Source organism: Nonomuraea sp. CA-218870, from assembly GCF_050936535.1.
Lineage (GTDB): Bacteria > Actinomycetota > Actinomycetes > Streptosporangiales > Streptosporangiaceae > Nonomuraea > Nonomuraea corallina.
The window spans coordinates 5,709,215-5,728,224 of record NZ_JBNJMN010000001.1 but is presented as its reverse complement, the minus strand read 5'-3'; the positions used below and the strand labels follow the sequence as shown (position 1 = coordinate 5,728,224).

The 19,010-nt window shown below is 72.3% G+C and carries 19 protein-coding genes; 7 read left to right on the top strand and 12 right to left on the bottom strand.

The annotated features are described in order from the left end of the window. Positions 1 to 188 precede the first annotated feature (188 nt). Positions 189 to 3,212: an AfsR/SARP family transcriptional regulator gene (locus ACQEUU_RS27405; RefSeq protein WP_433071233.1), complete on the top strand. Its 3,024-nt coding sequence runs from the start codon at positions 189 to 191 to the stop codon at positions 3,210 to 3,212. A gap of 6 nt (positions 3,213 to 3,218) precedes the next feature. Here ACQEUU_RS27405 and ACQEUU_RS27400 read toward each other — a convergent pair whose 3' ends face one another. Genes ACQEUU_RS27400 through ACQEUU_RS27375 form a run of 6 tightly spaced genes read right to left on the bottom strand, consistent with a single transcriptional unit; the run spans position 3,219 to position 7,238 of the window. Then, positions 3,219 to 3,395 carry a hypothetical protein gene (locus ACQEUU_RS27400; protein ID WP_433071232.1) on the bottom strand — a complete coding sequence of 59 codons (177 nt, stop codon included), beginning with the start codon at positions 3,393 to 3,395 and terminating at the stop codon, positions 3,219 to 3,221. A 41-nt stretch (positions 3,396 to 3,436) separates the two neighbouring features. Then, entirely contained in the window at positions 3,437 to 4,243 is an 807-nt protein-coding gene (locus tag ACQEUU_RS27395; protein WP_433071231.1) for an SDR family NAD(P)-dependent oxidoreductase, read from the bottom strand. An 11-nt stretch (positions 4,244 to 4,254) separates the two neighbouring features. After that, the gene (gene gntD, locus ACQEUU_RS27390; protein WP_433071229.1) at positions 4,255 to 5,271 is read right to left on the bottom strand and encodes a guanitoxin biosynthesis L-enduracididine beta-hydroxylase GntD; all 1,017 of its coding nucleotides are present in this window, start codon (positions 5,269 to 5,271) and stop codon (positions 4,255 to 4,257) included. Continuing rightward, complete coding sequence (locus ACQEUU_RS27385; RefSeq protein ID WP_433071227.1) at positions 5,268 to 5,474, bottom strand: MbtH family protein; 207 nt, start codon at positions 5,472 to 5,474, stop codon at positions 5,268 to 5,270. The genes gntD and ACQEUU_RS27385 overlap by 4 nt, the downstream gene beginning before the upstream one ends. A gap of 1 nt (position 5,475) precedes the next feature. Next, on the bottom strand, positions 5,476 to 6,468 hold the full coding sequence (locus ACQEUU_RS27380; RefSeq protein WP_433071225.1) for a class I SAM-dependent methyltransferase: 993 nt from the start codon (positions 6,466 to 6,468) through the stop codon (positions 5,476 to 5,478). A 29-nt stretch (positions 6,469 to 6,497) separates the two neighbouring features. Then, positions 6,498 to 7,238 (bottom strand): HalD/BesD family halogenase, encoded by a 741-nt coding sequence (locus tag ACQEUU_RS27375; protein WP_433071223.1) that lies wholly within the window; start codon positions 7,236 to 7,238, stop codon positions 6,498 to 6,500. A gap of 154 nt (positions 7,239 to 7,392) precedes the next feature. Here ACQEUU_RS27375 and ACQEUU_RS27370 point away from each other — a divergent pair, with 154 nt between their 5' ends. Further along, positions 7,393 to 8,682 (top strand): cation:proton antiporter, encoded by a 1,290-nt coding sequence (locus ACQEUU_RS27370; RefSeq protein WP_433071221.1) that lies wholly within the window; start codon positions 7,393 to 7,395, stop codon positions 8,680 to 8,682. Continuing rightward, positions 8,624 to 9,424, top strand: a complete 801-nt coding sequence (locus ACQEUU_RS27365) for an alpha/beta fold hydrolase (RefSeq protein ID WP_433071219.1) — start codon at positions 8,624 to 8,626, stop codon at positions 9,422 to 9,424. Before ACQEUU_RS27370 ends, ACQEUU_RS27365 begins: the two co-directional genes overlap by 59 nt. A gap of 186 nt (positions 9,425 to 9,610) precedes the next feature. Here the strand turns inward: ACQEUU_RS27365 and msrB are convergent, their stop codons facing one another. Continuing rightward, positions 9,611 to 10,012: a peptide-methionine (R)-S-oxide reductase MsrB gene (gene msrB, locus ACQEUU_RS27360; protein ID WP_433071217.1), complete on the bottom strand. Its 402-nt coding sequence runs from the start codon at positions 10,010 to 10,012 to the stop codon at positions 9,611 to 9,613. A gap of 346 nt (positions 10,013 to 10,358) precedes the next feature. Between msrB and ligD the strand changes: the two genes are divergently transcribed. Beyond that, positions 10,359 to 11,357 carry a non-homologous end-joining DNA ligase gene (ligD, locus tag ACQEUU_RS27355; protein ID WP_433071216.1) on the top strand — a complete coding sequence of 333 codons (999 nt, stop codon included), beginning with the start codon at positions 10,359 to 10,361 and terminating at the stop codon, positions 11,355 to 11,357. Positions 11,358 to 11,399: 42 nt separating this feature from the next. On the opposite strand, the gene ACQEUU_RS27350 is transcribed toward ligD, so the two are convergent. Then, positions 11,400 to 13,688 (bottom strand): acyl-CoA dehydrogenase family protein, encoded by a 2,289-nt coding sequence (locus tag ACQEUU_RS27350; protein ID WP_433071214.1) that lies wholly within the window; start codon positions 13,686 to 13,688, stop codon positions 11,400 to 11,402. Positions 13,689 to 14,042: 354 nt separating this feature from the next. Between ACQEUU_RS27350 and ACQEUU_RS27345 the strand changes: the two genes are divergently transcribed. Together ACQEUU_RS27345 and ACQEUU_RS27340 are read left to right on the top strand one after the other, a co-directional pair. After that, positions 14,043 to 14,405 (top strand): RNHCP domain-containing protein, encoded by a 363-nt coding sequence (locus ACQEUU_RS27345; RefSeq protein ID WP_433071212.1) that lies wholly within the window; start codon positions 14,043 to 14,045, stop codon positions 14,403 to 14,405. A 14-nt stretch (positions 14,406 to 14,419) separates the two neighbouring features. After that, complete coding sequence (locus ACQEUU_RS27340) at positions 14,420 to 14,821, top strand: RNHCP domain-containing protein (protein WP_433071211.1); 402 nt, start codon at positions 14,420 to 14,422, stop codon at positions 14,819 to 14,821. Positions 14,822 to 14,938: 117 nt separating this feature from the next. On the opposite strand, the gene ACQEUU_RS27335 is transcribed toward ACQEUU_RS27340, so the two are convergent. Then, the gene (locus ACQEUU_RS27335) at positions 14,939 to 15,796 is read right to left on the bottom strand and encodes a tetratricopeptide repeat protein (protein WP_433071210.1); all 858 of its coding nucleotides are present in this window, start codon (positions 15,794 to 15,796) and stop codon (positions 14,939 to 14,941) included. Positions 15,797 to 15,884: 88 nt separating this feature from the next. Here ACQEUU_RS27335 and pgeF point away from each other — a divergent pair, with 88 nt between their 5' ends. Beyond that, positions 15,885 to 16,589 carry a peptidoglycan editing factor PgeF gene (gene pgeF / locus ACQEUU_RS27330; RefSeq protein ID WP_433071208.1) on the top strand — a complete coding sequence of 235 codons (705 nt, stop codon included), beginning with the start codon at positions 15,885 to 15,887 and terminating at the stop codon, positions 16,587 to 16,589. A 91-nt stretch (positions 16,590 to 16,680) separates the two neighbouring features. On the opposite strand, the gene ACQEUU_RS27325 is transcribed toward pgeF, so the two are convergent. The 3 genes from ACQEUU_RS27325 to ACQEUU_RS27315 form a co-directional block, all read right to left on the bottom strand. Further along, positions 16,681 to 17,007 carry a hypothetical protein gene (locus ACQEUU_RS27325; RefSeq protein WP_433071206.1) on the bottom strand — a complete coding sequence of 109 codons (327 nt, stop codon included), beginning with the start codon at positions 17,005 to 17,007 and terminating at the stop codon, positions 16,681 to 16,683. Positions 17,008 to 17,034: 27 nt separating this feature from the next. Next, on the bottom strand, positions 17,035 to 18,102 hold the full coding sequence (locus ACQEUU_RS27320) for an ATP-dependent DNA ligase (protein WP_433072003.1): 1,068 nt from the start codon (positions 18,100 to 18,102) through the stop codon (positions 17,035 to 17,037). A gap of 173 nt (positions 18,103 to 18,275) precedes the next feature. Continuing rightward, the gene (locus tag ACQEUU_RS27315; RefSeq protein WP_433071204.1) at positions 18,276 to 18,998 is read right to left on the bottom strand and encodes a pyrimidine reductase family protein; all 723 of its coding nucleotides are present in this window, start codon (positions 18,996 to 18,998) and stop codon (positions 18,276 to 18,278) included. Positions 18,999 to 19,010 lie beyond the last annotated feature (12 nt).

The following is a 19,010-nucleotide window of genomic DNA, read 5'->3' as shown; positions in this document are numbered from 1 at the left end:
CTAGATGGGAGGTATGTGCATGCGATTTCGTTGGGTTATCACCCGTCCCTACTGACGGGTAACCACAGCAGAAGTGGACATTTTTTGTCATTTATTGTTATATCGCCATTGATAATATGACCTACGATCTGCCGTAGGAGTCGGCGGAACCGCCTTGGCCTGGCTGAGACGAATCAGTGGGTGTACGCATGGAGTTTCGCGTCCTCGGTCCCCTGACGGTGAGCACGGGAAACCTGCACATCCCGCTGGGCGGGCCACGGCGCCGCATCATGCTCGCGACCCTGCTGCTCAACGTGGGCCGGGTCGTCTCGACCGACAGGCTCAGCGCCGCGATCTGGGGCCAGAACCCGCCCGCGACCGCCCGCAACCAGGTGGCCATCTGCGTGTCGGGGCTGCGCCGGGAGTTCGCCGCCGCCGGAGTGGCGCACGACCCCATCGTCACCGCCTCCTCCGGCTACCTGCTGAGGCTCGCCGACGACGACAGGTTCGACGTCAAGGACGTCGAGGAGGCGCTGCGCCAGGCGCGCACGGCGCGGACGGCGGGCAACCTGGAAAAGGCCTCGGAACAGCTCTCCGAGGCCCTGTCCCTGTGGCGGGGCGACCCGCTCACCGGGGTCGAGGGCGAACTGGTGCGCGCGGAGTCCGAGCGGCTCGGGGAATGGCGCCTGGCCATCCTGGAGGAGTTCTTCGAGGTCGAACTGGAACTGTCGCACGACCTGCAGATCCTCGGCGAGCTGGTCGGGCTGGTCGCCGAGTACCCGCTGCGCGAGCGCCTGCGCGGCCTGCTCATGCTGGCCCAGAGCAGGGCCGGGCGCCGCGCTGAGGCGCTGGCCACCTACCAGGAGGGTTACCGGCTCAGCATCGAGCGGCTCGGGCTCGAACCCGGCACGGAGCTGGCCGGCCTGCACGAGGCGATCCTGCGCGGGGAGACCGGCCAGCGGCAGGGCCGGTTCGTCATGGAGCAGGCCGCGCCGGAGGCCGCGCCGGCCGTGCCCGCCCAGCTGCCGCCCGACGTCAACGGCTTCGTCGCGCGCGACGCCGAGATCGAGCGGCTCGACGCGCTGCTCAACCGCAAGTGCCAGGCGGGCCAGCCGTTCATCGCGGTCATCACCGGGATGGGCGGGGTCGGCAAGAGCGGACTGGCCGTGCACTGGTCGCACCGCGTCGCCGCACGCTTCCCCGACGGCCAGCTCTTCGTCGACCTCAACGGCTACTCGGAGACGGGCCCGCCGAGCTCGCCCTTCGACGTGCTCGACACCCTCCTGCGCGCGCTGAACGTGACCCGCCAGCACCCCCCGACCACGCTGGAGGAGCGGGCCGCCCTGTTCCGCACCGTCCTGGCCGGGCGCCGGCTGCTGCTCGTGCTCGACAACGCGCGCGACTCCAGCCAGGTAAGACCCCTGCTGCCCGGCGCGCTCGGCTGCGCCGTCATCGTGACCAGCCGTGACCAGCTCGCCGGGCTCATCACGCTGGAGGGCGCGACCCCGCTCCGCCTGGACGTCCTGCGGCCCGACCAGGGCGTGGACGTGCTCGCGTGCATCGCGGGCGAGCAGCGGGTGCACGCCGATCCGGAGGGGGCCAGGCAGCTCAGCGAGCTGTGCGGAGGGCTCGTGCTGGCGCTGCGGGTGGCGGCCGCCCGGCTGGCCGTGCGACCGTCGTGGACCAGCGCCGACCTCGTCGCCAGGCTCACCGACGAGAGCCGACGGCTCGACGAGCTCAGCCAGGGCGAGGTGGACCTGCGCACCAAGTTCATCCTCAGCTACCGCGACCTGTCGCCCAAGGCGGCCATCATGTTCAGGCGGCTGGCGCTGCTGGACGTCACCGAGTTCGGCCCGTGGCTGGGCGCCGCCCTGCTGGAGGTGGACCCGGAACACGCCCAGGACCTGATCGAGCAGCTCGTCGACGCGCAACTGCTGGAGCTCGGCCAGCCCTGGGCGGGCGGCCAGGCCCGCTACCGCTTCCACGACCTGCTGCGCCTGTACGCGCGCGAGCGCGCCCTGATCGAGGAGAGCGAGCAGGAGCGCAACGCCGCGCTGCGCCGGGCCCTGGGCTGCTGGCTGGCGCTGGTGGAGGCCGCTCACGCCCGCCTGCTCGGCGGCGACTACGCCGTCCTGCACGGTCCCGCCGAGCGACGCAGGCTGCCGTTCGCCATGATCGACCGGATGATGCCCGATCCGATCGAATGGTTCGAGGCCGAGCGCCCGCACCTGCTAGCGGAGATCGGCCAGGCGGCCGCCCTCGGCTTCAGCGCGCTCTGCTGGGACCTGACGATGACCTCGGCGACGTTCTTCGAACTGCGCGGCTACTACGACGACTGGCGCTCGACGCACGAGGTCGCGCTCGCCGCGGCCCGCCGCGACGGCGACGTCCGCGGCGAGGCGGCCATGATCTACGGTCTGGGCAGCCTGGAACTGTTCCGCCAGCGCTACGACGAGGCCGACAGCCTCCTGCGGGAGGCGGTGCACATGTTCGAGCAGCAGGGCGAGGAGCACGGCCGCGCGCTCGCGCTGCGCAACCTCGCCCTGCTCGATCGCATCGCCGGCCGGTTCGACCTGGCGCTCGCGCGCTACGAGCAGGCGGGGGAGACGCTGCGCGAGCTCGGCGACCACGCCGCCGAGGCGCACGTCATGGCCAGCACCGCGCAGGTACTCCTGGAGAAGGGCGCGTACGGTGAGGCCGAACCGCTGCTCAGGGCAGCGGTGAGCGTCTTCGAGGAGATCGGCTACCAGCGGGGCCTGGCCCAGGCGCTCTACCGGTTCGGCGAGGTGCTGCTGCGTACCCAGCGCGTCGACGCCGCCCGCCAGACGTTGGAGAAGGCCCTGCAGACGGTGCGCGAGCTGCGTGACGTGGTGGGCGAGTCCTACGTGCTGCGGGTGCTGGGTGAGACCTACGCGCAGCAGGGCCGTACGGAAGGCGCGGAGATGGCGCTGCTCACGTCCCGGCAGATCGCCCAGCGGGTCGGCGAGCAGTTCGTGGTCGGAGTCACCTCGCTCGCGCTGGGCAACCTCCACTTCGGGACGGGGAACGCCACCTCGGCCCGGAACAACCTGACCCTCGCCTCCAAGGTCTTCGAGGAGCTGGGCGCCAGGATCTGGCACGCGCGGGCGCTGGAGGCGCTGGCGGCGACGGAGGCCATGCTCCACAACGATCAGGGCGCCCACGAGCTGTGGGCCCGCGCGGCAGCCCTGCTCGCGGAGGACGAAGGGCGCTGAACGACGTCAGGAGAGCCTGGGGATCACCTGCTCGCCGATCCAGGGGCGCTTCGGGATGTCACGCTCGCCGGTCCAGTGGAAGTTCCTGAACGGGTCGACGTCCGGCTCCGCGGCGGCGGGCATGACGAACAGGGCCGCGAAGAACGCGGTCGCGGCGGTGACGAGAGCGATACGGCGCTTCATCGGAAATCCTCTCTCGAAGAAGTGATGTCTGTCACACGGGGTTAGAAGGTAGCGCCGCCCGCCCGGGAGGTCGAGGAGAGCGGCCACGCTGATGGGCCGGGCGCGTCCGTGGTGCCGCCGGTGCCGAAGGCGGACGTGGTCGCGCCGGCGATCTCGCCGCCGTCCACGACCAGCTCCTGCCCGGTCAGGAACGCGGCGGCGGGGGAGGCCAGGTAGTGGAAGGCCGCGCCGATCTCCGCCGGCTCGGCGTGCCTGCCGAGCGGGATGGAGCGGTTGACCTCGTCCAGCATCTCCGGGGTGTACTCGGCCTCCTGCATGGGGGTCAGCACCGCCCCCGGGCTGACGCAGGCGACCCTGATGTTCGGGCTGAGCTCCAGCGCGAAGGTGCGGCACAGGGCGAGGATGCCGGCCTTGGCGGCGTTGTAGTCGGCGTAGTACGGGTAGGCCCGCGAGGCGTTGACGGACGCGGTCGCCAGCAGCACGCCGTGCCCCTGCCTCGTCATGTAGCCGGCGGCGCAGCGCCAGAGGCCGAGCACGCCGAGCAGGTTGACGTCCAGGACGCGGCGGGCGGTGGCCTCGTCGAGGTTGAGCACGCCGTGCCTGACGCTGATGCCCGCGTTGGCGATCACCACGTCCAACCGGCCGTGGTCCGTCCAGACGGCCGCCACGGCCGCCTCGATCGCCGGCCAGTCGGTCACGTCCGCCTCGACCCAGGAGACGCCCGGGCTCGTCGCGGCGATCGGCGGCTGCACGTCGAGGTTGACGACCGTGTCGCCGGAGCGCGCGAAGTGCTCGGCGGCGGCGAACCCGATCCCGCTGGACGCGCCGGAGATGACCACAGTACGCATGGCGACACCCCTTAGAAGATCACCCGAGGGCTGGTGGTGGCCCGGTTGCCGATGGATCTGCGCAGGTTCCTGCTGACCGTCAGCTTCTTCAGCCAGCGGTCGGTGCCGTCGTAGCGGGGATGGAACGGCCTGCGCCCGTGGACGGCCAGGTAGTTGTCGACGATCAGCAGGGTGCCGGGGCCGACGACCACGTCCCGCTGCTCGCCCTCCAGCCCGGCCACGAGCGCGTCGAGCGCGCTCTCGGCCTCCGGATCCCCGTCCGCGCAGGTCATGAACGGACGGTCGAGCCGCACGTAGGGGGTGCCGGACTCGCCGACGAGCACGGCGACGGCCTCCGGCCTGTCACGCATCTCGCGCATCAGGGCCAGCGCGGGATGGCCGGGATGGCTCGCCTCCAGCTGCCGCAGGTGCTCGTCGTCGGGCATGATGTGGAAGCGCGGCCGCGACAGCAACCGGGCCTGCTCCTGCGACAACTTCAGGTCGCGCACCGACGCCACGACCGTGGGCACGCCCTCGTGGTTGCGCAGCCCGAACAGCAGGAGATAGTCGCAGCGCAGCGGGTGGAAGCCGTCCTCGGTGTGAAACTCCAGCGTCGACTGGCTGCCGTGACCGCTCTGCTGCATCTCGTCGCCGCGGATCGGCACGATGTTCTGGATCATCCGCCCTCCCTGCAGCGTGGACCAGGCGAACGGCTCGCCCAGCACCATCCCGCACAGGGCGAGGTAGACCTCCGCGTCGCCCGCGGCGGCCGACTGGCGGGGCATCGACCAGTGGCCTGGCGTGGGCCCGACGGCGCCGTCGTCGACCGGGAAGCCGCGCACCAGGCACGCGGCGGCCGGCTCCGTACGGCGGAAGTCCTCCAGGAAGCGGCGCAGCCCGACGGGCAGTTCCTCGCGGATGTGCCAGCACCGGTCGTAGAAGCCGGGGTCGGCGGGATCCTCGCCGAGCGCCCTCACCCGCTCACCGACGGCCGTGATCGTGTCCACCTCCTTGCCGTCGAGGACGTACTCGATCATGTCGGCGCTCATGCCGGCGTGTTCCTCACACTGGCGGGGCGGATGTCGCTCCAGTTGCGCTCGACGTACTCCAGGCTCTCGGCACGGGATGCGGGGCCGGAGGCGACGCGCCAGCCACTGGGCACGGGGAAGGCCGACGGCCACAGCGAGTGCTGCTCCTCGGCGTTCACCAGGACCAGGAAGGAGCCGTTCTCGTCGTCGAAGGGATTGCTCATGTCAGCGCTCCGGGCTCAGGTCGAACAGGATGCCACGCGGCGGGGCGGCGAAGTCCCGCTCCCCGTTCAGCACCCAGCCGGACTCGCGGAACGCCTCGTGCCACTCAGCGCGGGTGGGGAGGTAGACCCCCATCGCGGCGTGGACGAGCTCGAAACCCAGCGTGAAGATCGTTGTGTCCGGTCCCGGCGGCTCCTCGCTGCGGACCACATCGCACAGCAGCAGCCGCCGCGCGCGGGGGAAGGCGGTGCGGAGCTTGCGCAGGCCCGCCACGCAGGAGGGCTTGGGCCAGAAGTCGTGGCCGAGGAAGACGCAGGTGATGAGGTCGACGTCGGCGAACTCGGGCAGCGGCTCCAGGTCGCGCACGTCGCCGGCGACGACGCCGACGCGGCCGGCCAGGCCGGCCCGCGCCACCGAGCTCACGGCCAGGTCCACCGCCGAGGGTGCGATGTCGACGCCCACGCCGCGTACCCCGGGCCGGCGGGAGACCGCGTCGACCAGCCGCTGGCCGGAGCCGCAGCCGAGGTCGGCGATGACCGAGTAGTCCAGCTCGCCCAGCAGCTCGACGAAGTGCGGCTCGACCTCGGTCTCACCGATCAGCTTGGAGCCGACCGCCACCGCCCGCATGTCCCTGGTGTAGAAGTCGCCGGTGCGGTCCTCGGTCCTGGCCACCCCGGGCAGGACGGAGAACAGCTCTCCGCAGCCGCGGACCATCCAGTAGAAGTACCCCCGCGCGCGGTAGGCGTCCTCGAATCGCGGCCCGGTCACCGCCTTGTCGTCGGCGACCTCGACGATCTCCGCCCAGGAGAGCGTCACCAGCAACTGGCGCACCAGCCGCGGGTCGAGCCCGTCCGCGCCCGCCCTCTCGATCGAGTAGCTGCCCTGCCGCCTGAGCGCGTCGAGGACGCCGAGCTCGTCGGCGGCCGACAGCGAGACCGCCGCGAGATACGACGAGAAGAGGTCGGCGACGGGGCCGCGGGTGAAAGCCGTGTGCATCGGGTTCTCCATTTCGGTCGGCATCGTGCTCACGCCTGCTCGGCCCACAGCGCGTCCATGGTCTCGTGGGACATCACCGTCTCCAGGTCGGGCTTGGACGCGTACCCCATGTTGATGATCGTCCGCACCCCCGAGGTGATCGGGTAGACGCGGTGCAACGTGGTGTTGGTGCGCATCACGTAGAGGTCGCCGGCGCCCACCTCGAACGACCAGATGGGGTTGTCGAGCAGCGCCCGCTGGATGGCGGGGTCGCCCTTGTCCCAGGTGGTGCCGGCGACGCACTGGACGAAGCCGCCGTGCTCCGGTGGCGGGCACTGCACCAGCCACACCAGGGCGAAGCTGTAGTCGTCCCAGTGCCAGCCGTGGGTGTCGCCGCTCTGCTCCAGACGGGTGATCACGTACTGCTCGGGCTCGTACGGACAGGCCAGCACGGGCTCGTCCACGATCTCGGAGAGCAGGCCGAGCAGCGGCTCCGACCGGTACACGGCGGGGATGAGGGCGCTGCGCGCGGCGATCTCCGATCGCGTCACGTTGCTCATCCGGCGGGGCGTGCCACCGGTCTCCTTGAACCTGAGGTCACGCCGGACCCCGGATTCCTCGATGAGGGAGAGCACGTCGTCGGCCACGGCCTGCTTGACACTCGCGGGTGCCAGGAACGACACCTTCGCGAATCCGCGTTCGGCGAACTCGCGCCGGGCGGCCGCCACCTCGCCGGATAAGCCGGCGTGGCGGACGTGCTGGTTCAGTTCCTGCACAATTCGGGCATTCACTGCGGGGATCCTTCGCTTCTCCAGGGGATCTCGCTGTTTCGGACCGTAGGGCCGTGATCGGGGCCGGAGAAGCGTCCGCCGCCGTTGTGGCGAGAAATCGCCATTCGCCCGCTGGCCAGGCGGAAGCCGGCGAAGCCCTTCCTACGCTGTGGCCATGCTCACCGGGGTCCCGCTGTTCCTCCTGCAGCTCGTCGTGATCCTGGCCTCGGCCGTCCTGCTGGGCCGGCTGGCCTGCCGGTTCGGCCAGCCGGCGATCGTGGGCGAACTGGCGGCGGGGGTCCTGCTCGGGCCCTCCGTGCTGGGCCGGCTGGCGCCGGACTGGGCCGCGTGGCTGCCCCGGCCCGGCTCGGGGGCGCTCATCGACGCCGTCGCCCAGCTCGGGCTCCTGCTGCTCGTCGGACTCACCGCCGCCGAGCTCGACCTGGGCAGGCTGCGCGCGCAGGCGGGCACGCTGGCCAGGGTCAGCGCCTGGGCGCTGCTCCTGCCGCTCGCCCTGGGCGCGGCGGCGGGCTTCGTGGCGCCGGCGGTCCTGCTGGGGCCGGCCGCCGACCGGGGCATGTTCGCCGCCTACCTCGGCGTGGCCTTGTCCGTGACCGCCATCCCGGTCATCTCCCGTACGCTCACCGACCTGAACCTGCTCGGCCACCGCGTCGGCCAGATCACCCTGGCCTCCGGCGCCGTCCAGGACGCCGTCGCCTGGGTCCTGCTCGCGGTCGTCGGCGCGGTGGCCACCCAGGGCGGAGGGGCGCGAACGGTCGGGATGCCGGTGCTGTGGCTGGCGGTCATGGCCCTGGTGGCCCTGGCGCTGCGGCCGCTGGCCCGGCGCGTGCTGAGCGAGGCCGACCAGGCGCCCGCCATGACCACGGCCGCCGTCGTGATCATCACCGGCGCGCTCGCCGCGCACCTCGCCGGACTGGAGCCGGTGGTCGGCGCCTTCGTCGCCGGACTGGTCGCCGGGGCCGCCAGGGGCGCGGGCGCCCGGCACCTGACCGGGCTGCGCACCGTCGTCGTCGCCGTGCTCGCCCCCGTTTTCCTGGCCTTCGCCGGGCTGCACCTGGACCTCGCGGCCCTGGCCGATCCGGTGGTGGCCCTGACCGCGGCGGGGCTGCTGGCGCTGGCGGTGGCGGGCAAGCTGGCCGGTGGGTACCTCGGCGCCCGCACCAGCGGAATACCCCGCTGGGAGTCCTTCGCCATCGGCGCGGGGCTGAACTCGCGGGGCCTCATCGAGATCGTGGTCGCCACCGTAGGGCTCCGGCTGGGCATCCTGACACCCGCCGCGTACTCGATCATCGTCCTGATCGCGGTGGCCACGTCCCTGATGGCGCCCCCACTGCTGCGGGCGGCCTTCGCGCGGGCACCCCGAACCGAACGGAAGGGAGAGCGGCATGGCCGTGACGAGAGTGAACGGGACCACCCTGACCTACACAGACCAGGGAACAGGTGACCCGGTGATCATGGTGATGGGCACCGGCAGCCCCGGGCACGTCTGGCACCTGCACCAGGCGCCCGCGCTGGTCGCCGCCGGCTACCGCGTCATCACCTTCGACAACCGCGGTCTGGCTCCTGACGCGGGGACGCCCGAGATCGACGACCTGGTGGGCGACCTGGCCGGGCTCGCCGAGACCCTGTGCGGGGGTCGCTGCCGCCTCGTCGGCGTGTCGATGGGCGCGCACGTCGTGCAGGAACTGCTGCTGAAGCGGCCGGAACTGGTCGAGCAGGCCGTGCTGATGGCCACCCGAGGCCGGCCCGACCACTTCCGTGCCCGCCTCGCCGCGGCCGAGGCCGAGCTGAACTTCGGCCCGGTGGAACTGCCCGCCGCCTACGGAGCCGCGCTGCGCGCCGTGCTCAGCCTGTCGCCGCACACGCTCGACGACGAGAGCCGGGCCCGGCACTGGCTGGACCTCTTCGAGCTCTTCCCGACGGCCAAGGCGGTGATGCGCGCCCAGCACAAACTGGAGATCACGGACGACCGGCTGGCGGACTACCGCGCCATCCGGGGCCGCTGCCTGGTCGTGGGCTTCGAGGACGACCTCATCACGCCGCCGCACCTCGTCCAGGAGGTCGCCACCGCCATCCCGGGCGCGGAGTACGCCCAGGTCGCCAAGTGCGGGCACTACGGCTATCTGGAGCAGCCGGACGAGGTCAACTCCCTGATCGTGGACTTCTTCTCCACCGGGACCGCCTAGCCGCGCGTCCTCTCAGGGACGCCCTGATCTCACCGCACCCGTACCCGGGTCTTCGAGCACCTCTCGCACCGCTGTGTGATGACGCGGCCGATCGTCTCGATCGTCACCCACCGGTGACGCACATGGATCCGGCACACGGGCTGTCCTACCCGCCAGACCTGTCCGATACGTACGGTCAACAGATTGTCACTCGACGGGTTCGAGCCTCAGCGAGATCGAGTTGATGCAGTAGCGGTCGTCGGTCGGCGTCGGGTAGCCCTCGCCGTGGAAGACATGCCCGAGGTGGGAGTCGCAGCGCGCGCACCGCACCTCGGTGCGGACCATGCCGTGGCTGCGGTCCTCGATCAGCGTCACCGCGTCGGAATCGGACGGCTGGAAGAAGCTGGGCCAGCCGCAGTGGGACTCGAACTTGGTGTCGGACCTGAACAGCTCGGCGCCGCACGCCCGGCAGGCGTAGACGCCCTCCGTCTTCGTGTCGACGTACTCGCCGGTGAACGGGCGTTCGGTGCCCGCCTCACGCAGCACGTGGAACTCTTCCGGAGCGAGCTGGACGCGCCACTCGGCCTCACTCTTGATCACCTTGTCCATACGTTCAGAGTACGAGATGCGGCAAAAAGAGATCTCCATCGGGGGAAGCATCCTTTCTGGGGAGAATTCGCGTCTTTGTCAGCAAGGGGGTGTCATCGCCTCCTGCCAGGGGCGGGATCACTCGCCGGATCGCCAGAGCGGCACAGCCCACGCCCGTGCTGGCGCCGCCGGCGATCGCCTGGCCGGCCGGGTGGCGCGCCAGCGCCCGGAACGGCGGCGCGAGTGGTCTCGTTCACGGGCCCGTTCCGTCGAGCTCCCGGTCCCGCCACCGGTGCTGCTCCGGGACGGGCCCCCTTCACGTCCGGGGCCACGTGGTTTGTCGGGGGCGCGGGGTAGGTTCCTCCCCATGGCATCGCCGTACATCGAGCTCGAGGTGGGAGAGCGGACCGTCAAGGTCACGAATCCCGGCAAGATCTACTTTCCGGAGATCGGCGCGACGAAGCGCGAGCTGGTCGACTACTACGTCAGCGTGGGCGAAGGCGCGCTCCGGGCGCTGAAGGACCGGCCCGCCAACCTCAAGCGCCACCCCGACGGCGTGCAGAGCGAGGCCATCTACCAGAAGCGGATGCCGGCCAAGCGCCCCGACTGGCTGGAGACCGTGACCGTCACCTTCCCCAGCGGCCGCACGGCCGACTCGCTGAGGGTCACCGAGATCGCCGCCATCGCCTACTGCGCCAACCTGGGCACCATCGACTTCCACCCCTGGCAGGTCCGCGCCTCCGACGTCGAGCATCCCGACGAGCTGCGGGTCGACCTCGACCCCCAGCCCGGCGTCGGCTTCGACGCGGTGCGCCAGGCCGCCTTCCTGACCAGGGACGTGCTGGGCGAGCTGGGTCTGACCGGCTTCGTCAAGACCTCGGGCAACCGCGGCGTCCACATCGCCGTCCGGATCGAGCCGCGATGGGACTTCGTGCGGGTGCGCCACGCCGGCATCGCGCTGGCCAGGGCGGTGCAGGAGCGCGACCCCGGCCTGGTCACCACCGCCTGGTGGAAGGAGGAACGGGGCGACCGGGTGTTCATCGACTTCAACCAGAACGCCCGTGACCGCACGGTCGTCAGCGCCTACTCGGTCCGGGCGCGCCCGCACGCGCCGGTCTCGACCCCGCTCACCTGGGAGGAGCTGGAGGACGCCGACCCGGGCGACTTCGACATCCGCACGGTGCCCGCCCGGTTCGCCGAGCTGGGCGATGTGCACGCCGCCATCGACGATCACGCGTACTCGATCGAGACCCTCCTCGACTGGTACGACCAGGACGAACGCGGCGACATGCCCTATCCCCCCAACTATCCCAAGATGCCGGGCGAGCCGAAGCGCGTACAACCGAGCAAGGCCCGCGCCGACTGACCGTGATGATGCGGCTGAGCGCTTCCCGCAGTGACCCGGTCGTCACGGGTCGCGGGGGAGTCCCAGGGCGCGTTCGGCGATGATGTTGAGCTGCACTTCGGTGGTGCCGCCGCCGATGGTGAAGGCGCGGGTGGCGAGGATCATGCGGCTCCAGTGAGGGTCGGCGGGCGCCAGTTCCCAGCAGAACTCGGACACCGCCTGGGCGTGCCGCATGCCGAGCAGTTTGCGGACGCTGGACGCGGTGGCGATCACGCCCGGAGAGGCGCTGGACGTGGTGGCGGCTCCGCTCGGGCCCGCACCGCCGGGTCCGGCCGGGGCGACCGGTGTGGAGCGGTCGGCGGCGAGCTGGGCGAGGGTGACGCGCAGGCCGAGCGCCGAGATGGCCTGGCCCTCAGCCCACAGCCGGCCCGCCTGCTCGCGTCGCGCCTCCCGCAGCGGCAGCCGGGCGGCGAAGGCGGCCATGTCGGTGTGCCGCGACCCCGGCCCCCACGAGTCGCCGAGCGCGACCCGTTCGTGGGCGAGGGTGTCACGGGCCACCCGCCAGCCTCCGTCCACCTCCCCGACGACCCGGTCGTCCGGCACGAACACGTCGTCCAGGAACACCTCGTTGAACAGCTCGTCGCCGTTGATCTCCTTGAGCGGCCTGACGGTGACGCCGGGAGCCGCCATGTCCACGAGGAAGTACGTGATGCCTTCGTGCTTGGGCCTGTCGGGGGAGGTCCTGGCCAGGCAGATGCCCCAGTGGGCGTACTGCGCCAGGGACGTCCAGATCTTCTGCCCGGTCAGCGTCCAGCCGCCCTCCACCCGGGTGGCCCTGGTCGACAGGCCCGCCAGGTCCGAGCCCGCGCCCGGTTCCGAGAACAGCTGGCACCACACGATCTCCCCGGTGAAGGTCCCGGGCAGGAAGCGTTCCTGCTGGTCGCGGGTCCCGTGCCGGACGATGGACGGCACGGCCCACGCGCCGATGCCGAGGTTCGGCCGTTTCAGGCCGCGGAACTCGTCGTGGATGATCACTTGTTCGAGCGGTGAGGCGGCCCGGCCCCACGGTTCCGGCAGGTGGGGCATGATCCACCCCTCGTCGGCGAACCGGCGGCGGCGTTCGGAGGGTTCGGCGGCCCGCAGCGACGCGGCGTGCGCCCGTACCGCTTCCCTGAGCGGGGCCGCCTCCTCGGGCAGGCCGGGCTCCATCGACCGGCGCACCCCGCCGAGAGCCAGCGCGGCGACCTCGCCCGCCCACACGCCGGGGTCCCCGGCCAGCATGCGGTCCGACAGCGCCCGCCGGTAGTAGCGGTGCGCGTCGTGCTCGAAGGTGTACCCGACGCCGCCGAGCACCTGGATGGCGTCGGCGGCGCACCGCACCCCGGCCTCCGGCCCGAGCACCCCCGCGACTCCCGCGGCCAGCCGCACGTCGGCGGGCAGCCCTTCGTCCCGCCCGCGGTGCCTTTCATCCTCCCCACGGTGTCCGGCGTCCTCCCCACGGTGTCCGGCGTCCTCTCCGCGGTGTCCGGCGTCCTGAGTGGCGGGTTGGTCGAGGGCCCGGGCGGCGTCCCATACGGCGGCGCGGGCCTGCTCCGCGATGACCAGCGCCGCGGCCAGCCGGTGCTTGACGCCCTGGAACTGGCCGATGGGCCGCCCGAACTGCTCGCGTACCTTGGCGTACTCAGCGGCCGTGGCGACCGCCCAGGCCGCGACCCCGCAGGCGTCCGCGCCGAGCAGGACCGCGGCCAGCTCCCGCACCGGCACCGCGCCGAGCACGCGCTCGCCCGGCACGTTCACGACGGTCACGGCGCACAGGTCACGGTCCAGGTCGACGCCGCCGGCCGGTTCGGCCAGGACGTCCGCGCGGTCGAGCAGCGCCCAGCCGTCCGCACCGATCGGCACCAGGAACAGGTCCGCCTCCGCCGCGCCGAGCGCCATCAGGGACCGGGTCGCGCCCGCGGCCGACGCGTCCTCCGGGAGGCCGGCTCCTGGCCCGCCGGGACGGCCCGGCGAACCGTCGCCCGTGCCGGGCGGGTCCGCCGGCAGGACGACGGCGGCGGTCAGGGAGCCGTCGGCCAGGCCGCCGGTCAGGTCCTCGCCCGCGGGGGAGCGGGATGCCGCCGCGGAGGCGAGCACCGTCGGCAGGTACGGGCCGCGCACCCGGCGCTCGCCGAGCACCTCCAGCGCCACGCACAGTTCGACCAGCCCGAACCCCTGCCCGCCCCGCTCCTCCGGCACGTGCAGCCCGAGCACTCCCTGCCGGGCGAGCGCGTCATGGCCCGCCTCCCGTCGCGTCAGCCCGCGGACGGAGTCGGCGAGTGCCTGGTGTTCAGTGGTCAGCCCGATACCCATGCACCGAACCTAGAACATTATTCGGTTCATCTCCAGCCCCAGCCGTCCCGACGCCGGAGGCGACAGAGGCGCCTGGTGAACAAGGCCGGCCGCGAAGGAACCCCCGCCGTGGCCGGTCGAAAATCGGTGGCCATCCCGTACGGAGGCTGGCTACGCTCCCCGATATCCATGTACGAGTCTTATGGGCGGTAACGCCCTGGAAAGCGGGGGGTCTATGCCCGGGACCGCGCCACGCGCGCCTCGTCGTACCGTCATCCGGACCCGTCCGTGACCCGTCGGCGCTGACCGTCGCGAGGCCCGCACGGCGCTTCCTTGCTGCCCTTTTCCCTTTTGTTCGGCAAGGAGTACCCCAGGGTGTCCACCCACAAGACCCGTCAGGTCCTGACCGACACGTTCGCCTGCGTACGTTGCGGGCTGACCGTGACCGGAGCCGCCCCCGGAGGCGGCCGCCGCAACCACTGCCCGAGCTGCCTGCACTCGCTGCACGTGTTCGACCGCGCCGAGGGCGGGCCGTCGGAGTGCGGTTCGCGCATGGCGCCGATCTCCATCGCGGTGCTGCGCGGCGGCGACTGGATGATCATTCACCGCTGCAGCCGCTGCGGAGAGCTGACGTCGAACCCGATCAGCGGCGACGACAACCAGCTCATCCTCATGCGGATGGCCGTCCGCCCGCTCGCCCAGCCGCCGTTTCCGCTGGAAACGTTCGGCGACCTGTGACGGGGGCGGACCACGTGCCACGCAGGAAACCCGCCGCAGGCAGGCCGCAGCGCCGCAAGGACGTCAGGCACGGAGAGCCCGGCGACGCCTTCCGGTGTGTCGGCTGCCGCCTCGACGTGCCCGTCCACGCGCCGGGCACCGCGCACCGCAACCACTGCCCCAACTGCCTGACCAGCCGCCACGTCGACCACCGCGTGCCCGGTGACCGGCGGGCGGCCTGCCGGGGCCGCATGGCGCCGGTCAGCGTCACGGTCCGCGACGACGGCGAGTGGCTGATCATCCACCACTGCCAGTCGTGCGGCGGGCTCAGCGCCAACCGCATCGCGGGCGACGACAACGCGCTCGTCCTGATGCGCATCGCGATGAGACCGCTGTCGGGCGACCGGCTGCGGACCGGCGCGCTGCTGGCGCTGTGACCGGTGGGGCCCCGCGAACCGGGGCCCCACCGGCCGGCCCCCACCGGCCGGCCCCACCGGCCGTCTCCGCCGCAGCTCAGCGAGCCGGGGCCCCACCGGCAGCCCGCCGGGCCCGGGTCAGTCGCCGAACTCCAGGTGCAGGGCTCGGGTGAAGTCGGCGATCGCCTCTTCATGGCGCTCCTCCTCCTGGAGGATCTCGCCGCGCACCCGATAGGCCCAGACGTACTCGGCGTCCAGCTCGATCGCCCGGTCGAGGTCCTTCAGGGCCGACTCGTTGTCGCCCAGCTCGCTCAGCACCGCGCCGCGGCTGCCGAGGGCGCGGTCGTGGTCGGGGGCCAGCTCGATCGCCCGGTTGAGGTCCGACAGCGCGTCCTCGTACTGGTCGATCATGCGCAGCGCCTCCCCGCGCCGGCTCAGGGCGCGCACGTGGTCGGGATCGATCTCCAGCGCGCTGGTGTAGTCGGCGATGGCCTCGGCGTAGAGGCCCATCCGCTGGTAGAGGTCGCCCCGGGACAGCCAGGAATGGGCCAGGCTGCCGTCCAGTTCGATGATCTTGGCGTGTTCGGCCAGCGCCTCGTCCAGGCGGTCGAGGTCGGCCAGCGCGTCCGCCCTGGCCTCCAGGATCCACAGCGAGTCCGGCGACAGGGTCAGCGCGTGCTCGAAGTCGGTCATCGCCTCGTCGTGGCGGCCCAGCGCGGCGTACGCCTGGCCGCGTGACCCCAGCGCGTACGCGCTGTCGGGCTCCATCCGCAGCGCCTCGTCGAAGTCGGAGATCGCCGTCTCGTACCGCTCGATGAGCCGGTGGCTCTCGCCGCGCAGCCGCCAGGCGCGCGCGTTGTCCGGCACGAGCGCGATGGACTCGGTCAGGTCCGCGATCGCCGCGTCGTGCCGTCCCAGCGCGATGTACGACTCGGCGCGGCTGCGCAGCACCGACGCCCGCGACTGCGCCGCGGACTCGTTGATCTCCTCACTCATGGGGGGAATCTATCGGCCCTTAATGGATCATGGCGCCCCTTTCGCCGGCCACCGCCGCCCGCCGCCGGGGCGGTCATAAGATCGTGGGATGGAACTGGTCCCAGGAGTGCACGTCGCCGTCACCGACCGCCACGGCGGCGTCAGCGCCCCGCCGTACGGGACGCGCAACCTCGGCGGTCTGACCGGCGACGACCCCGCCGCCGTGCGGGCCAACCGCGAGGCGGTCGCGGCCGAGCTGGGCGTGCGGGCGATCGTGTTCATGCGGCAGGTCCACGGCGCCGAGGTCGCGTACGTGAGCGAGCCGTTCGGCCACGACGCGCCGCCCGTCGACGGGGTGTTCACCACGGAGCCGGGGCTGGCGCTGGCGTCTCTGGGCGCCGACTGCCCGGCCGTGCTGGTCGCCGATCCGGTGGCCCGCATGGCCGGCGCCGCGCATTCCGGGCGTCCCGGTACGGAAGCGGGCATCGCCGCCGTGCTGGTCGAGGCCATGGCGGCCAAGGGGGCCGAGCCGGGACGGATGGCGGCCTTCGTCGGGCCGGGGGCGTGCGGGCGCTGCTACGAGGTGCCCGCCGCGCTGCGCGACCAGGTGGCGGCCAAGGTGCCGCCGGCGCACTCCACCACCTCCTGGGGCACGCCCGCGCTCGACCTGCGCGCCGGCATCGAGGCGCAGCTCCGCGCGGCGGGGGTGCCCGACGTGCGGCACGACGCCCGGTGCACCATCGAGTCCGGCGACCTCTACTCCCACCGCCGTCAGGACCCCGGCCGCTTCGCCGGCCTCATCTGGCTCGTCTAGCCCGCAAGCCGCGATGGGAGGAAGCCCCGCTGGAGGGGCCGGACCGTCGCGGCCCGGCCCGCGCCTCCCGCCCGGGGACTCTGTCGGGCGGTCAGGCGCGGGGGCGGTTGAAGACGATGTTGACGATGACGATGCCCGTCCAGATCACCAGGAACGCCGGGTTGAAGCCGCCGACCATGGCGAGCGCGACCGTCGCCACCGTGCCGAGCGACAGCGAGACGATGGCGAGGGCGAGCCGCTGGCCGTCGGACGGGCCGCGCTGCCGCGAGGCGGGGGCGGCGCGGAGACGCTCGTCGACCCGCCGGTCGACCTCCTGCCCCACCTTGTCGAGGAACGACGCCGCGAGGGCGTCGTCGTAGTCGGGGCCGAGGTCGCGGCGGGCGGACAGGGCCGCCTGCAGCTCTTCACCGGTGCTCATAAAGCGATATATAAGCGATAGTTCGCCTCAACGAGCAAGAATGTCATCCAGGTTGTACGAAACCGGCCGTTCGAGCTGCTCATACGTGCACGACTCGGGGGTGCGGTCGGGCCGCAGGCGTCGCCACTGGGCGGTGTGCCGGAAGCGGTCGCCTTCCATCTGGTCGTAGGCGACCTCGATCACCAGCTCCGGCCGGAGCGGGATGAACGACAGGTCCTTCTTGGCGTTCCAGCGCGAGATCGCGCCCGGCACGCGTTGCCCGCCGGTCGCGGGCGTGGCGGCCGGCCGGCCGAGGTTGGCCTGCGCCTGCTGGGCCCAGTGGCCCCACGGATGCTCGTCCAGGTCGGCGAGGTACGGCTTGAGCTCCTCCACCAGCTCGGCCCGGCGCTGCATCGGGAACGAGGCCGCCACGCCCACGTGGTGCAGCCGGCCGTCGTCGCCGTAGAGGCCGAGCAGGAGCGAGCCGACGATCGGGCCCGTCTTGTGCTCGCGGTAGCCGGCGATCACCACGTCGGCGGTGCGTTCGTGCTTGACCTTGAACATCACCCGCTTGTCGGGGATGTAGGGCTGGTCTCCGGGCTTGACGATGATGCCGTCGAGCCCGGCCCCCTCGAACATCTCGAACCACTCGCCGGCCTGCTCGTCGTTCTTGGTCACCGGGGTGAGCCGCACCGACCGGCCCCTGCGCGGGAACAGCTCCTCCAGGCGGGCCCGCCGCTCGGCGAACGACGCCTCCATCAGCGCCTCGTCGCCGACGGCCAGCAGGTCGAAGGCCACGAACGAGGCCGGCGTCCGCTCCGACAGCATCTTGACCCGCGAGGCCGCGGGGTGGATGCGCTGCTGCAGCGCCTCGAAGTCGAGCACGGAGCCGCGCGGCAGCACGATCTCCCCGTCGACCACGCACCGCTCGGGCAGCTCCGCCCTGACGGCCTCCACCAGCTCCGGGAAGTAGCGGGTGAACGGCCGCTCGTTGCGGCTGCCGAGGTAGACCTCCTCGCGGTCGCGGAACACGATGCAGCGGAACCCGTCCCACTTCGGCTCGTAGAACAGGGTGCCGTCCTGCCGGGGCATCGCCTTGACCGGCTTGGCCAGCATCGGCCCGACCGGCGGCCTCACCGGCAGGTCGAGCTCGGGGATCGGCTCCGGCTCCTTGGCCTTCCTGGCGGCCTTGGGAGCCGGCTCAGGCGCCGGCTCAGGCGCCGGCTCAGGCGCCGGCTCAGGCGCCGGCTCAGGCGTCGGCTCCGGCGCCGCTCCGGGTGTCGGCTCGGTCATGGTCGCATCTCCCTCACGTAGCGGCAGAAGAGCACGCCCTCCTCCTCCAGCACCTGCCTCAGCTCCAGCCGCGAGCGCGACGGCTCGCCGTCGAGGATCCGCGCCGCGCCCCCGCCCAGCAGCAGCGGGCTCACCGACAGGCACAGCTCGTCGATCAGCCCGGCGGCGGCGAGCTGGGCGTTGAGCCGCGGCCCGCCCTCGCACAGCACCCGCGTCAGCCCTCTGGCGTGCAGCCCGGCCACCGCCCGGCGCGGGTCGACCTCCTCGCCGCCGGCCAGCATCACCTCACCGGCCGCCGCCGCGGCCTTGCGCCGGTCCTCCGGCGCGCTCTCGCAGGTGATCACCAGAGTCGGGCTCACCGCCTCGCGGAACAGCGGCGCGTCGAAGTCGAGGTCGAGGCCGCGGCTGACGATCGCCAGCGGCGCCGCCGCCGGCCGGCCCGCCCGCAGCACCCGCCACGACTCGCGCGGCTTGACCGGCCCGTAGCCCTCGGCCCGCACGGTCGCGGCGCCCACTAGGACCACGTCGGCCAGCCCGCGCAGCACCCCGAACACCCGCTTGTCGGCCCTGCCCGACAGCCCTCCGGACAGCCCCTGGTCCCAGGCCGCGCCGTCGGCGCTGGCCACCATGTTGAGGCGGAGCCACGGCCGTCCCTCGGGATAGGCGTAGGCACGTACGAGGTCGGGATCGTCCTCCGGGCCAGGATGGATGCGGCGCATTCCTCCACCTTG